The 13838-nt window shown below is 70.9% G+C and carries 10 protein-coding genes; 6 read left to right on the forward strand and 4 right to left on the reverse strand.

Annotated elements, in window-relative coordinates; genetic code table 11:
• Positions 1-31: 31 nt before the first annotated feature.
• The 3 genes from HS104_26315 to HS104_26325 all read left to right on the forward strand — a co-directional run bounded on the left by HS104_26315 (position 32) and on the right by HS104_26325 (position 2946).
• Positions 32-913, forward strand: a complete 882-nt coding sequence (locus tag HS104_26315; GenBank protein MBE7483480.1) for a hypothetical protein — start codon at positions 32-34, stop codon at positions 911-913.
• 78 nt (positions 914-991) lie between these two features.
• Complete coding sequence (locus tag HS104_26320) at positions 992-2275, forward strand: hypothetical protein (protein MBE7483481.1); 1284 nt, start codon at positions 992-994, stop codon at positions 2273-2275.
• An 89-nt stretch (positions 2276-2364) separates the two neighbouring features.
• Positions 2365-2946, forward strand: coding sequence for a YdeI/OmpD-associated family protein (locus HS104_26325; protein ID MBE7483482.1), 582 nt, complete (start codon positions 2365-2367; stop codon positions 2944-2946).
• Between the two features lie 48 nt (positions 2947-2994).
• Here the strand turns inward: HS104_26325 and HS104_26330 are convergent, their stop codons facing one another.
• Positions 2995-5289 carry a radical SAM protein gene (locus tag HS104_26330; protein MBE7483483.1) on the reverse strand — a complete coding sequence of 765 codons (2295 nt, stop codon included), beginning with the start codon at positions 5287-5289 and terminating at the stop codon, positions 2995-2997.
• Positions 5290-5412: 123 nt separating this feature from the next.
• On the opposite strand from HS104_26330, the gene HS104_26335 reads away from it, so the two are divergent.
• Positions 5413-6228 carry a hypothetical protein gene (locus HS104_26335; protein MBE7483484.1) on the forward strand — a complete coding sequence of 272 codons (816 nt, stop codon included), beginning with the start codon at positions 5413-5415 and terminating at the stop codon, positions 6226-6228.
• A gap of 48 nt (positions 6229-6276) precedes the next feature.
• The gene (locus tag HS104_26340; GenBank protein ID MBE7483485.1) at positions 6277-7893 is read left to right on the forward strand and encodes an acyl-CoA carboxylase subunit beta; all 1617 of its coding nucleotides are present in this window, start codon (positions 6277-6279) and stop codon (positions 7891-7893) included.
• On the opposite strand, the gene HS104_26345 is transcribed toward HS104_26340, so the two are convergent.
• Entirely contained in the window at positions 7890-9869 is a 1980-nt protein-coding gene (locus HS104_26345; protein ID MBE7483486.1) for a hypothetical protein, read from the reverse strand. The two genes, HS104_26340 and HS104_26345, sit on opposite strands and share 4 nt — an antisense overlap.
• Positions 9870-9970: 101 nt before the next feature.
• Here HS104_26345 and HS104_26350 point away from each other — a divergent pair, with 101 nt between their 5' ends.
• On the forward strand, positions 9971-10342 hold the full coding sequence (locus HS104_26350; GenBank protein MBE7483487.1) for a hypothetical protein: 372 nt from the start codon (positions 9971-9973) through the stop codon (positions 10340-10342).
• 7 nt (positions 10343-10349) lie between these two features.
• Here the strand turns inward: HS104_26350 and HS104_26355 are convergent, their stop codons facing one another.
• Both HS104_26355 and HS104_26360 read right to left on the reverse strand, forming a co-directional pair.
• A complete protein-coding gene (locus HS104_26355; GenBank protein MBE7483488.1) occupies positions 10350-12476 on the reverse strand; it encodes a TonB-dependent receptor in 2127 nt (708 codons plus the stop codon).
• Between the two features lie 98 nt (positions 12477-12574).
• Positions 12575-13792, reverse strand: a complete 1218-nt coding sequence (locus tag HS104_26360) for a VWA domain-containing protein (protein MBE7483489.1) — start codon at positions 13790-13792, stop codon at positions 12575-12577.
• Positions 13793-13838 lie beyond the last annotated feature (46 nt).

Below are 13838 nucleotides of genomic sequence, written 5' to 3' on the forward strand. Positions count from 1 at the left end.
GCAAGCGCTCCCCCGAGACAAGCTCGAGCAGATGAAGCGAGCATTGTTGGTCTCGTGCGCGGTCTACCTGTGCGCCTGCGGCTCCGACGACGAAGGCAGCGGGACTGGTGGCACGGCGGGAACGTCCAGCGGAGGCAGCGCCGGGAGCTCGAGCGGCGGGAGCGGGGGCTCCGCCACCGGTGGCGGAGCCGGCGTCGCCGCGGGCGGCACGGGCGGAAGCAGCCCGAAGATCGGCGCCGTCACCCTGCGGCAGAGCGTGAGCGGCTCGACGGTCAGCTACCAGGCCGACGCGATCTTCCCCGACAGCGATGGAGACGTCCTCCTGACCTGTACCAAGCAAGTCGAGGGTAGCTGCACGTATCAGGAGTGCACGTACACGCCGCAGGACGGCGGCGCCGCCGTCTTCGCCAGCGCTGGCACGATCACCATCACCGGCGGCGCGGAGACCGTGACGCTGACGCCCGAGAGCGCAGGCACCTACCCCGCCGTGTCCGGGCAACAGCTGCTCTGGAGCGACGGAGCCAGCCTCAGCTTCAAGGCTTCCGGTGACACGGTGCCGGCCTTCGAGGGGACCGTCGTCGGCGCGGGGGCCGTCTCGCTCACCGCGCCGACGCTGGTGAGCGGCATGCCGCTCGCGGTCGATCGCGCGAAGGCCCTCGATGTCCAGTGGACGGGCGGCGGCTCCGGCTCGGTGTGGGTATTGGTGGCCACCGGCTCGCGACAAGTCGCGTGCACGTTCGCCGCCGCCGCCGGCATGGGGAAAGTGCCCACGACGTTGCTGCAGAAGCTCTCTGTCGGCTCCGGCGGTCTGAGCGTGAGCTCCGGCGACACGACCATCGCGATGGCTGGCGTCCGCGAGGTGACCTTGACCGCATCCGTCAGCGGGGCCGCGGGCGACATCACCTTCCAGTGACGTCGGCGACCTCCCACCTGGCAGATGCGCCATCGAGCGGCACCGGCTAGTGAGCGTCAACCTGGAGGCTGAATGCTCATGAAGCGTGTCGCGATTGGTGTGCTCACCTGTCTACTGGCTGCGTGCGGCTCGGATGACGACGGCGGCGGAAGTAGTGGAACCGGCGGCAGCGGCGCGACCGGTGGCAGCGGCGCGACCGGCGGCAGCGGCGCGACCGGCGGCAGCGGCGCGACCGGCGGCAGCGGCGCGACTGGTGGCAGCGGTGCGACCGGTGGCAGCGGCGGCTCAGCCGGAAGTGGCGGCACGGGCGGCGGCAGCGGCGGCGCTGCCGGCAGCGGCGGCGCGGCCGGCGGCGGCGGCGCGGCCGGCAGCGGAGGAACGGGCGGCGGCACGGGAGGAACGGGCGGAACGGCCACCGGCGGGACCGGTGGTACCGCGACCGGCGGGACCGGCGGCACCGCGACCGGCGGGACCGGTGGCACGGGGGGCTCCAATCCCAACGCCGCCGCCGCGGACGAGGTGGGGGTGCTCTTCTACCAATCGAGCAACGGCGCCAACAGCTTGCGCTGGGTGAAGATCGACGGCTCGCAGCGCACGGCGGCGAGCTTCCCGTTCAGCAGCGGCTGGGCGACGGTGACCAGCGTGAAGAAGCTCGCGGGCGCTGGCGCCGAGCTCGTCTTCCACAACTCGTACACCGGGGTGACGGCCAACGTCGCGATCGCCAACGACACGACTTCGAGCCAGAAGAACAACACGACCTTCGTCACCACGACCTACGACCGCGCGACGAAGGCAGCCGAAGGGGACATCCTCTTCTACACCAATACGAGCGGTAAGTGGATCTCGGGAGGTTGGGGCGCGACGGACTGGGCCCTGAAGCAGCAGGGCTTCCTCTCCGCCTCGAGCTACGAGTGGGTGTTCTCGTGCTCCGGCAGCAGTAGCATCTACTTCTACTCGAGCCTCGACACGACCCTGTACCGGCGCGGCTACACCGCCGCGGGGGCTCTGACGGATCTGGGCTCCGCCGGCCAGCTCGCGGTCGATGCCTCCACTCTGGCGCTCTGCGCGGATCCTGCGACGTCGCTGCTCTTCTCCTACGTCGGGACGACGGGCGCCGGGCGCCTCCAGCGCTGGCCCGCCAGCAGCTCGAGCGACATCTTCAACCACCCCTTCCCCGCCGGGACCTTCGCGACCGGGTACACGCGCGTGGTCGCCCTGCGCAACGGGCTGGTGCTCTTCTACAAGACGGACGGCTCCGGGGTCGTGGGCTCGCTCGCCACGACCACCCCGTATTGGGCTCAGCTCAAGTCCTTCCCGGCCGGGACGTTCCCTGCGTCCGCCGATGTCGTGACGGCGCTCTGAGCCTGGGCGCTCGCCGGCCGCGCCCGCAGCGTGGCCGGCGAGCAGGCCAGGCCCTCGTGATAGAGTGGGCTGAGCTGTCGGGGTCTGCCATGAGCGCGCCGAGTGCCAGCGTCGATGCCTTCGTGAGCCGCGCCAAGACGTGGCGACACGAAATCCAGAAGCTTCGGGCCATCCTCCTGGCCTCGGGGCTCGACGAGGACCTGAAGTGGGGGAAGCCGTGCTTCTCGTTCGAGGGGAAGAACGTCGCCATCATCCAACCGTTCAAGGCGCATTGCTCCCTGATGTTCTTCAAGGGTGCGCTGCTCGAGGATCCGCACGGGCTGCTCCGCAGCCAGGGTGAGAACACCCAGTCCGCGAGGCGTCTCGAGTTCACCAGCGAGGCGCAGATCACGAGGCGCGTGCTGAGCGACTACGTGAAACGAGCCATCGCGGTCGAGAAAGCCGGGCTCCGGGTCGATTTCAAGGCGAAACGCGAGCTCGTGCTCCCGGAGGAGCTGACGAAGGTCTTGAAGAGTGATCGCCGGCTGGCGAAGGCCTTCGACTCGTTGACCCCCGGACGACGGCGGGCCTACGTGATGCACTTCACGAGCGCGAAACAGTCTCAGACGCGAAGCGCGCGGATCACGAAGTGCATCCCCCAGATCCTGGCTGGCAAGGGCCTGAACGACTGATTCGGCTCCGAGTGGCTGCGCTCGACCGGCGCGCCCACGCCACCTCGATCACTCGATGATCACGTGCTCCGGGCAGACCTCGAAGCTGGCGAGGCAGGGGAAGCGGAGGCCAGCGAGCACCCGACGGATGCACTTCGCCTGCTCGGGGAGGCCGCCGTCCACCCGCTGCACGCGACCCTGGGCGTCGAGCACGATGCGCACCGCGGGGCTCATGCCCATCACCGCGCACCTCGCGACGGCGTTGGCCGCCGCCTGCGCGTCGGTCTGACCCTTGCCGCTCACGCCGAAGGTGAGCGTGGTGCCGTCGCTCTCGGTGCAGCGGGCGGCGCGCCCTGCCAGGGCCTGCCCCACCTTCTGTGGATCGCTCCGCTCCCGCACGCGGCACAGGCGCCCCGGGCCCGCCAGGCTGCCGAGGCCCAGGCTCGCGCTGGGCGGCTCACCGAGCGAGACGTTCCCGCTGAAGCAGGCATCTCGGGCCCGGACCACGCGCAAGGCGTCTTGCACCAGCCTCTCGCGCTCGACCGACGAGCAGACGTTGGCGGGCGCGGTGCTCGTGTCCGCGGCGTCCGGGTAGCTCAGCTCCTCGCTCGGGACGCTGGCGTCGGCGACGACCTCCGGGCCCGCCGGCGCGGCGGGCGCCTCGGCCGTGTCGGCGGCGAGCTCCGTCGGCGCGACGCTGGGGCCCGCTGCTTCGCGCGCGCAGGCCGCGGCCAGCACGAAGCTCACCACGGAGGTCGCAGCGGCGCGCATCGGCGCGAAGGGCCGGCGGCAGCCGAGCTCCGCCTCGACGGCAGCGAGCTCCGCCTCGATCTCGCCGACCTGCGGGCGCAGGGCCCGCACCAGCGGCGCCGCCTCGGCGAATCCGCCGCCGGACAGCGCCAGGTCGAGCGCGCGGCGGTAGGCGTCCACGTACACGCGGTTGACCCGCGCCCGGGCTCGCTCGATGCGCGTGACGAGCCTGGGATCCACGCGCTCGGCTCGGAGCCGCCGCGCCAACGACACGGCCAGAAATGCGTCATGGGTGCGAAACGCCACGCTGTAGTCCCAGAACGCCTCGGCGCGCAGGCGCATGAAGATCTCCGCGAAGCGCTCCACGCGCGGATCGGCGAACGTGTAGCCGTACCGGAGCGGGTTGCCGATGAGCCGGCCCGCCTCGAGCAGCGTCCGGTGGAGCCGCGTGCCGTGGTAGACCATCATGCGCGTCGCCTCGAACACCCCTCGCGGCACGCGTTCGAGCAGGTCGATGCCGCGCGCGATGGTCTCGGGGGTCGAGTACGGGTTCACCAGCATCAGGTTGGAGACCGTCACCACGCCCAGATCGGCGAGCTCTCCGAGCAGCGCGAGGTCACGCTCGCCCGGTGGTCTACGCCCGAAACGCTGGCCCTCTTCGGGCGTCGCCAGCTCGAGCCCCACGAACACGCGGACCAGGCCGAGGTCGGCAAAGGCCCGCGCCACGGCCGGCGTCACGCGATCGGCCCGCAGCATGGTGCCGATGCCGAACGCCCCGAGCTCGCGCTCGCGGAGCGCCTGCTTCCAGCGCCGGAGGTAGTCGAGCGCCTCGGGCTCCTCGTAGGGCAAGAGGTGCTCGTCCACGAAGTAGAAGTAGCGGACGCCCCGCTCGTGCCAGAGCTCCGCCATCTCGTCCGAGACAGCATCGATCTCGCGCCGCCGCACTCCCCCCACGCCGGACCGCGTGAGCGCCTCCTTGGCCAGCCCGGCGCGCACGCCTTCGCGGCGCTCCAGCGTGTGCAGCGCCGCTGGCCCGCAGTACTGGCAGCGGCCGAGGCAGCCCCGCGACGCGGCGATGTGCGCCGCCTTGTGGCCCAGGATCTCGGGCAGCTCGTCGCGTAGCGGCCGCAAGGAGAGCGGAGTCAACACGTCCGCGGGCTCGCCGTCACCCTCTCGGGTGGTCACACCGGCGGTGCCCTCCACGCTCCGACCGGCGAGCGAACGCCGCACGATCTCCACGAGGGGCCCCTCCCCCGCGAAGCGCACCACGCTGTCGAGCCAGGGGTGCCGCTCGAGCAGCCAGTCGCGGGCCAGCGTCGCGAACTGACCTCCGGCGGTGACGTGACCCGAGTAGCCCGAGCGGTGGAGCGCCTCGCCCAGCGCCAGTGGCAAGAGCGCCGACCCGCCGTCCGCCAGCGACAGGCCCACCACGGCCGGCGGGTGGTCGCTGATGGCCGTCAGGGCCCGCTCGAGCTCGAGCGCGTCGTTCACGTAGTGACGCTCGGCGCGAAAGCCCGCGTGCTCCAGCGCCGAGGCGAGGTAGCCGAGCCCGAGGTTCTCGTTGTGCTCCAGCCGGCGCCCAACCAACGCGAGGCGCGCGCCTCCAGCGGACATGACTCACCTCCTGTCGGAAGGAGTAAGATGCGCCCGAGCCATGCCCGAGCCGATCGTGCTCCTGGAAGAGATTCTGCCAAAGGACCCGCGGGCGGAGCGGCGCAAAATGTACCGGACCCAGCGGTGAGCGGCGCAGCGCAGCGCAGCGATCGGTTCTGGCTGGAGGCCGCGCTGCTGGTCGCGACGCTGGTCGGTGGCGCGGTGCTTCGCTACTGGCTGTCGACCGCGGTGCCCTTCGACGCGGGCGAGATCGCCATCCTGGAGGATGCGACGGATCCGGAGCGAGCGATGCGGGTTCCGTTCATCATGATGAACGGCGTCGCGTTGTTCGTGCTCTACGTGGTGGTGCGGCGCAGCGCAGGCGTGGGCGCGGCCTTCGCCGCACAGCTGGCCCTGCAAGGCAGCCTCGCCTTCCAGCTCGAGGCGCTGCGCGTGAGCTGGATCACGCCGGCGCTCCTCGTCGCGCTGCTCGTGCTGGCCTACTTGCGGCTGAATCGGCCCGCGAAGCGCCTGCCAGCGCGGCTCGACAAGGTGCTGATCGGCGGGGCGCTGCTGCTGTCGCTGCGCCAGCTCGAGCTCCTGGTCACCTTGCCGGGACGGCTGGCCGAGATCCGGCGAACCAGCGCCGCCGACCCGAGCGCGCTCGCCGAGAGTCTCGTGGCCTGCGGCGGGGCCGACGAGCTCCCGATCGAGCGCTTCCGCGAATGCCGCATCGCCTGGCCGGTCGCGCGCTCGGTCGTGCAACAAGAGGCGCTGTGGGAGCACCAGCGCCGGCTGGGCAAGGACGCTCGCAGCGTCGCGTCGCCCGGCGCCGCGCTCGCCGACGTGCCCGCGGGCTCGGTGGTGCTGCTCGACCGTCGCGGCGCCGGCTTCATCGTCGTCCCGGAGGGCCCCTTGGCGACGACGGCCCGCCGCGTGCTCTCGAGCGATGGCCGCTGAGCGTCCGGCTCTCCCCAGAGCGTCGAGGGTGAGGTAGCGTGCTCCGCCATGCGTGCCGAGCAGCCTTACCCGGTCCTGCCGACGAAGATCGACAAGAAGAGCGCCGACTATCAGGCCAACTACGCCGCGAATCTCCAGAGCCTGGACAAGCTCGGCGAAGCGCTGGCCAAGTCGCGGGCGGGTGGCGGCGAGAAATACGTCCAGCGCCACAAGAAGGCCGGGAAGCTCCTGCCCCGCGAGCGCGTCGAGCTCTTGATCGATCGCGACTCGTACTTCCTGGAGCTGTGCGCTCTCGCCGGACACGAGGTCGACGACCACGCCACCGGCGCCAGCATGGTCGGCGGCGTGGGCGTCGTGAGCGGCGTCGAGTGCGTGATCACCGCGAGCGAGTCCACCGTCAAAGGCGGCGCCATCAACGAGCTGGGCGTGAAGAAGACTCGCCGCCTGGCGGAGGTGGCCGAGCAGAACCGCCTGCCGGGGATCAGCCTGATCGAGAGCGCCGGCGCCGATCTGCCGAACCAGCACAAGATCTTCGTGCCCGGGGGCCGCGGCTTCCACGACCTGACGCGCCGCTCGGAGGAGCGCATTCCGACGGTATGCGTGGTGTTCGGCAGCTCGACGGCGGGCGGCGCCTACGTGCCCGGAATGAGCGACTACGTCGTGATGGTGCGCCAGCAGGCGCAGGTCTACCTGGCAGGGCCGCCGCTCGTGCGCATGGCCACCGGCGAGGAGACGGACCACGAGTCACTGGGTGGCGCGGAGATGCACAGCAAGGTCTCGGGGGTGAGCGACTACCTGGCTGAGGACGAGCGCGACGCCATCCGCCTGGCCCGCGAGATCGTCGCCCACCTGAACTGGAAGAAGGCGGGACCGCTGCCGGCACGGGCGGTCGAGCCGCCGCGCTACGACCCCGACGAGCTGCTCGGCATCGCCAGCGCCGACGTGCGGGTGCCGTTCGACGCCCGCGAGGTGATCGCCCGCCTGGTGGACGGCTCGCGCTTCGCGGAGTTCAAGCCGCTCTACGGCAACACGCTGGTGTGCGGCTGGGCTTTCCTCCACGGCTATCCGGTCGGCATCCTGGCCAACAACGGCATCCTGTTCAGCGAGAGCGCCAACAAGGGCGCCCAGTTCATCCAGCTCTGCAACCAGAGCAACGTGCCGCTGCTCTTCCTCCAGAACATCACCGGCTTCATGGTCGGCAAGAAGTACGAGCAGGAAGGCATCATCAAAAACGGCGCCAAGCTCATCAACGCCGTCTCGAACAGCCGCGTCCCGGCCGTGACCATCATGATCGGCGCCAGCTACGGCGCCGGCAACTACGCCATGTGCGGGCGCTCCTACGATCCGCGCCTGCTCTTCACCTGGCCCAACCACCGCATCGCGGTGATGGGTGGCAAGCAGCTCGCCGGGGTGCTCGAGATCATCCGGCGCGAAGCCGCAGAGAAGCAGGGCGTCGCCGTGGACGAGCAGCAGCTCGAGATGGCCAAGAAGATGATCGAGATGAAGATCGACCAGGAGAGCGACCCGTTCTTCGCGACCGCCCGCCTCTGGGACGACGGCATCATCGATCCGCGCACGACCCGCGATGTCGTCGGGATCGCGCTCTCGGCGGCCCACACCGCCCCGGTGGAGGGCAGCATGAGCTTCGGCGTGTTCCGGCACTAGGGCGTGATGCAGGCCGGATCGTAGAGCGACACGTCGTCCACGCTGAACCCGCCTCCGTCGAAGGCGCCCGACTGCGGGATCGAGTAGCAGAAACGCACGCGGAAGGTCGTGGTCTTGTACGCCGTGACGTCGAACGACTGAAGCGTCCAGGACGAGTCGTTGATGCAGGCCGCCGAGCCTGTGGACCAGATCTGCGTCCAGGCGCCGCCGCCGTTGCTGCTCACGTCGACGTGGCTGACCATGTACGGGCTGTAGTCCGCGTGCAGGTGGCGGTAGTAGGCCAGGCTCACGGCCCCCGTCTCCGTGGACAGGTTGATGTTGGGGCTGGTCATGCAGTAGTCGCCGTGCTGCGCGGTGCCCGTGCAGCCGCCGATCACCACACCGGCGAGGCCGTTGTCGTTGGTCGAGGTGTGGTCGGAGCTCGGGTCGTTGCCGCCGCAACTGCCGTTGCCGCAGCTCGAGCTCTGCGCCGCGCCGATCTGCCACTGGTTGCCCAGCGTCCAGCCGGCGTTGTTGTCGGAGAAGTCCTCGAAGAAGCGCCGCGACTTCGGCACGTGGCTGAGCCCGCCGAAGGTGCTGCACGTGTCGATCGTACAGGCATTGCCGTCGCTGGTGGGGAGCTGCGCGAACTGCGCGCCGCTCGCCGTGTTGCAGGTCATGGTCGTGCACTGATCGGCGTCCGTCTTCACCGGTGAAGAGACGATCGCGAGGTCGTCCAGGGTCCAGCCGCCGACGCTGTAGACCTGGCCGTTGCCGACGTCGAAGCCGAAGCGCACCTTGAACTGCGGGTTCTTGTACGCCGACACGTCGAACGACATCGGGTACCAGCCCATACCCCGGGGGGGCGCGTCGATCAGGAACTGCGGAGACGGCTGGCTCAAGGTGTTCCAGATCACGGTCCACGCCGAGCCGTTCCAGACCTCGATGCGGCTGCGCATGTAGGGGTTGTAGTCGGCGTTCAGCCAGCGCCAGAAGCGCAGCTCGACGGACGCGCCGGGCGTGGCCTTGGTGGTGTCCACGGCCGGGCTCTCCAGGTAGTAGAAGCCGTGGACGTTCTTCGACGGGAAGCCGCCGATCACCACGCCGGCCACGCCGTTGTCGGCGCTCGGGCTGTGATCGCTCCCCGGATCGTTGCCGCCGAGCGCCGCGCCGGACGAGGCCACCGCGGGCTTGATCTCCCACTCCGTTCCCAGCGTCCAACCGGCGGAGTTGTCGCTGAAGTCCTCCTCGAACAGCGTCAGCTCCCCGACGTGGCTCACGCCCGTGGTCGGATCGCACAGATCGATGGTGCAGGCATTGTTGTCGTTCACGTCCACCTTCGTGTTCGTGCACGTACCCGCCGCGCACGCGTCCGTGGTGCAGGCGTCGTTGTCGTTGCACTGAGCGGCGCTGGTGCAGCCACCGCCACCGCCCGTACCACCGGTCGCGCCGCCGCTGCCGCCCGCGCCACCGGTCAGCGTGCCGCCGCTGCCGCCGGTCAGCGTACCGCCGCTGCCACCGGTCAGCGTGCCGCCACTGCCGCCGGTCAGCGTGCCGCCGCTGCCGCCGGTCGTGCCGCCGCTGCCGCCGGTCAGCGTGCCGCCGCTGCCGCCGGTCGTGCCGCCGCTGCCGCCGGTCAGCGTGCCGCCGCTGCCGCCGGTCGTGCCGCCGCTGCCGCCGGTCAGCGTGCCGCCGCTGCCGCCGGTCGTGCCGCCGCTGCCGCCGGTCACGCTGCCGGCGCTACCACCGGTCACGCTGCCGGCGCTGCCGCCGGTCACGCTGCCGCCGCTGCCGCCGGTCACGCTGCCGCCGCTACCTCCGGTGACGCCACCGCCAGCCCCGCCGGCGCCGCCACTTACCGAGCCGCCGCTGCCGCCGGTTCCAGCGCCGCCCGTGCCACCGGTGGAAGTCCCGAACCCGACGTCGTCGTCACCGCCGCACGCCGATAGCCCGATTGTCAGAAGCAAAGCCCCACCCCAGCCGCGGCGCTCGATCATCTCGCCTCCCGAGTCCTCTGGTGTAGCACAGCTGCCCAGGGCGTCGCACGCGCGCCGCCCTGCGTCAGATCGGGGTGGCTCCGCGTGCTACCTTTCTCGCCATGTCTTCGACGCGCGTCCTCTTCCTCGCGTTCACGACGCTCTGCCTCGCGGTGGCCTGCTCCGACAACACCGGCGAGCTCGCGCCAACCGTCGGAGGAGGCAGCGGCGGCAAGGCCGGCGGCGTTGCTGGCGATGCCGGGGGAAGCAGCGCGGCCGGCGGCAGCGGCGGGGCCGCCGGCTCGGGTGGCTCCGGGACCGGCGGCGCGGTGGTGAGCGGCGGTGGGACGCAGGGCTTCGGCGGCGCTCCGGGCGGGGGCGGCGTCGCGGGGAGCGACTCGGGCCTGGGCGGCAGCGCCGGCGGCGATGCCGGCGGCGACGCTGCCAACGACAGCGGCAGCGACGCTTCGGCGGATGCCAGCAGCTCGGACTGAAGTCGCCTCAGAATACCGCCTCGACGCCGATGCTCGGGATCGTCACTGGGCCGATCTCCTGCGCCCGGCACTCGCCGTCGGCGTCACACTCGAGATCCACCGTCTCCTTGCTGAGCGTGGCGTTCAGGACCTCGAGCACGAACGCCCAATAGCCGCGCTGCCCCAAGCGCCAGCGCTTCTCCAGGCGCACGTCCACCCGGTAGAAGTCCGGCACGCGCGGCGGGCTCTCGGAGCGTAGCTGGTCGTCATCGGCCTGCTCCGACGGGAACCCGGAGTAGTAGACCAGCCGCGTCCCGGCCCGCCAGCGCCGCCCGAGGTCGTAGGCCAGCGCGAGGTTCAGGACGTGTGTGCGGTCGAACGACGACGGGAAGTGCTCGCGTCCGTAGCTGCGCGTGGAGCGGCTGAGCGTGTAGGAGAGATAGCCGCCGAGCTTCTGGGTGAGCGGCCGGCGCAGCATCAGCTCGGCCCCGACGGCGGAGCCCAGGCTGCGGCGATCGATGCGATCGGCGCGATCTCCGCTGCCGCCACCGCCCTGATTGGCGCCGATGCCGTCGGTCATGTCGAGGAACACGTTCTGGAACAGCGTCAGCGACCCGGTGAAGCCCTCGGGCAAGTCCTGCTCCACGCCCGCGCTGGACTGCAAGCTCTCCTGGAGCCCGCCTTGCAGACCGGCGAGCTGGAAGCCGGGCACCGGGACCACGAAGCTCGGCGGCTGGTGCACGATGCCGAATGCGTGGATCAGGCGCAGCTTCGGCGTGATCTCGAAGCGCGCGGAGATGCGCGGGTCGATGCCGATCAGCGCCGCGCCGTTCGACGCGTAGAGGTCCAGGCGTAGGCCCGGGGTCACGCTCACGCCGCGCGCCGCTTCGATGCTGACGTCGCTGTACGCTCCGATCGCCAGATCGGTGCGAGTCGGGAACAAGCGATCGAATATCTCCTGCTCCTCCGGCTCGTCGATGTCGAAGCTCGGCGCCTGGACGTCGTAGCTGTCCACCGCGACGTCGGTGCCCGCGCGGATGGCGACCCGGCGGCTCGGCCGGTGCCTGACCTCGCTGCGCGCCGAGAGCATGCGGTCCCGAACGAAAAAGTCTCGCTCTCCGCCCCGCGTCCGATCGAAGCCCGCAGTGAGGGCGAGGCGCGTCTCGGTGCGCTGGGAGGCGCGGTGGTCCCAGCGCAGGTCCACGCGGTGGAACTCGGTCCCGAGCACCGTCTTCACCTCCTGCTCGTCCTTCTCGCCGATGAAGTCGTAGGCGCCGAACGAGAACACGGTCAGCGTGTCCCGGGCCGTGACGTCGTGGCTGGCGCGCAGCTGGTAGTCCCAGTACTCGAGCACCGCCTCCGGAGAGAGGAGCGAGAAGAGCAGGCCGGTGTAGGAGTAGCGGCCGGCGACCAGCGCCGTGCCACGGCCGCCGTCGAAGGGCGCCTCGACCAGCGCGCCGGCGTCGATCAGCCGAACGCTCGCCTCACCGTGGAGCTCCGGCCGAGGCGGCGTGGTCTCGCCGGCCACGATGCCTCCCGCGAAGCGCCCGAAGCGCGCCGGATAGCCGCCGGGGTAGAGGTCCACGCGCTCGACGATGCCCGGGTGGATCACCGAGGGCCCGAGCCCCACGTGATAGAGGAGCGGCACCCGGATGCCATCCAGGAAGTAGCCGACGTTGCCCGGCGGCGCGCCGCGCACGAAGAAGAAGGGCACGCCGCTGATGATCGGCGTGACGCCCGGTAAAGCTTCGACGGCGCGGAACGGATCGCCGAAGGCGCCCGGGAGCTCTCGCACCTCGGCGCGGGTGAAGCTCCGCACCGTGGGCGCGCGCTTGTCGCCGTAGACGGTGACCTCGAGCTGTTCGCGGGCGCGCGGGCCGGGCGCCGGCGGCCCGGCTTCCGGCGCAGGTGCCTCACTGCCGGGCGGCGCGGGCGGCGGCTCGGTGAAGCGGACCTCGAAGCGAATGCGCGACGCCACCGCCCGGCCCCCGCGCTTGGCGGGATCGAACTGCCAGCGCCAGGCGCTCCGCAGCGCGACCTCCGAGAAGGGCGGCTCGCCGCTGACCACGGTCACGTCCCGGACGTCGCCCTCGACGCCGATGACCAGCTCGAGCACCACGCTGGCGTCGCCCTCTCCCCCCTCGGGGTAAGCCACGCTCGTGTCGCCGACCACGCGGGGGCGCTCGACGTCCGGCCCCTGCGCGCGCGCGGCGGCCGAGAGCAGGCAGAGCGCGAGCGCGAGCAGAAGCGGGGTCAGCCGGGCGTCGGCTGATCGCAGCCGAACACCACGTCCACGTCCTGCACCTGTTGAGCCTTCAGCTTGTCGCAATCAGCCCCGTAGAAGGTAATCTGATTGGTCTGAGCATCGTAGTCCCACCCGCTCTGGTGCGTCTTGTCCTGGGGCAGCTTCACGTTGTCGAAGAACACGAAGACCTTGCTGGGGTCCTTGGGCGTGGTGTTCAGGGTGAACGAGCAGCTGGCGATGCTACCCGCGATCTTGCTCAGGGCCGCCGAGAGGCTCGTCGGATCGTTGGCCTTGTAGAACTTCGCCGTCGGGTCCGTGGGGTCGTTGTTCGGGACGCCGCCGGCCACCGCGAACTTGTTCATCTGGGCGGCGTCGATGTTGTTGCCGAAACCGAGCACGAAGGTGGAGACCCCGGACGTGTTCAGCGCCGTGATGATCCCTTCGGTGCCCACGTCGCCGCCCGCGGCGTTGCAGCCCGCCTGCGCGCCGTCGGTGATGAGGAGCACGTAGCTCTTGCGGGTCGTGTCCTTGAGCGCGGGGTCCTGGCTCGCCTGCTGCATCGCGGTGTCGATGTTGGTCACGCAGGGCCCGTCCGGAAAGAACTTGTCCGCCGCCTTGAGCGCCGCGGTCAGGAGCGCCTGGATGCCAGCCTCGTTGGCGTCGGCGATGGCGAACTGCGAGGCGTCCTGGGTGCAGTTCGCGCCAGTGATGTCCGGGAACAGGCCGAGCCCCCAGCGCACTTTGCCGTTGAAGTTGGTGAGCATCTGGTTCAGGGCGTTCACGGCGATCACCCACTTGGTCTGCCCTCCTCCGCCGCCGCCCGTCATGGAGCAGCTGCGGTCGAGCGAGATGTAGAGGTTCGGCGCCACTGCCTCGATGGTGAACTCCTCGGCGCCGCAGCCGCCGCCGGGCACGCAGGTCTTGCTCGTCGTGTCGCACATTAGCCCGGCATCGCAGTCGCCGTCCGCCTCGCAGCTCCCGGTGGGGATACACTTGCCGGTGGTGCTGCAGAAGCTGGCGCTGTCGCAGCCGGCGGCGCAGCCGCTGCTGATGCCCCCGCTGCCGCCGCCGACGCCGATGCCACCGCTGCCGCCGCTGCCACCCTTGGCACCGGTGCCCGGCAACGCGCCGCCACCGGCCGTCTCGCCGCCGTCCTCGCCGCCGCAGCCGAAGGCCAACGAGGCCAGCCCACTCACCAGGAACACCGCGCCGAGCCAGCGTGTCATCGGGACCTCCTTCGCTGATGGTAGCGGGGCCGATACTCCGCCGCAC

The organism is Polyangiaceae bacterium, from assembly GCA_015075635.1.
Classification (GTDB): Bacteria; Myxococcota_A; Polyangia; order Polyangiales; family Polyangiaceae; genus JADJKB01.

What these genes read in the sequence shown, in the direction of transcription:
- HS104_26315 (MBE7483480.1), top strand. Translation starts at nt 32, where the DNA reads ATGAAGCGAGCATTGTTGGTCTCGTGCGCGGTCTACCTGTGCGCCTGC.
- HS104_26320 (MBE7483481.1), top strand. Translation starts at nt 992, where the DNA reads ATGAAGCGTGTCGCGATTGGTGTGCTCACCTGTCTACTGGCTGCGTGC.
- HS104_26325 (MBE7483482.1), top strand. Translation starts at nt 2,365, where the DNA reads ATGAGCGCGCCGAGTGCCAGCGTCGATGCCTTCGTGAGCCGCGCCAAG.
- HS104_26330 (MBE7483483.1), bottom strand. Translation starts at nt 5,289, where the DNA reads ATGTCCGCTGGAGGCGCGCGCCTCGCGTTGGTTGGGCGCCGGCTGGAG.
- HS104_26340 (MBE7483485.1), top strand. Translation starts at nt 6,277, where the DNA reads ATGCGTGCCGAGCAGCCTTACCCGGTCCTGCCGACGAAGATCGACAAG.
- HS104_26345 (MBE7483486.1), bottom strand. Translation starts at nt 9,869, where the DNA reads ATGATCGAGCGCCGCGGCTGGGGTGGGGCTTTGCTTCTGACAATCGGG.
- HS104_26350 (MBE7483487.1), top strand. Translation starts at nt 9,971, where the DNA reads ATGTCTTCGACGCGCGTCCTCTTCCTCGCGTTCACGACGCTCTGCCTC.
- HS104_26360 (MBE7483489.1), bottom strand. Translation starts at nt 13,792, where the DNA reads ATGACACGCTGGCTCGGCGCGGTGTTCCTGGTGAGTGGGCTGGCCTCG.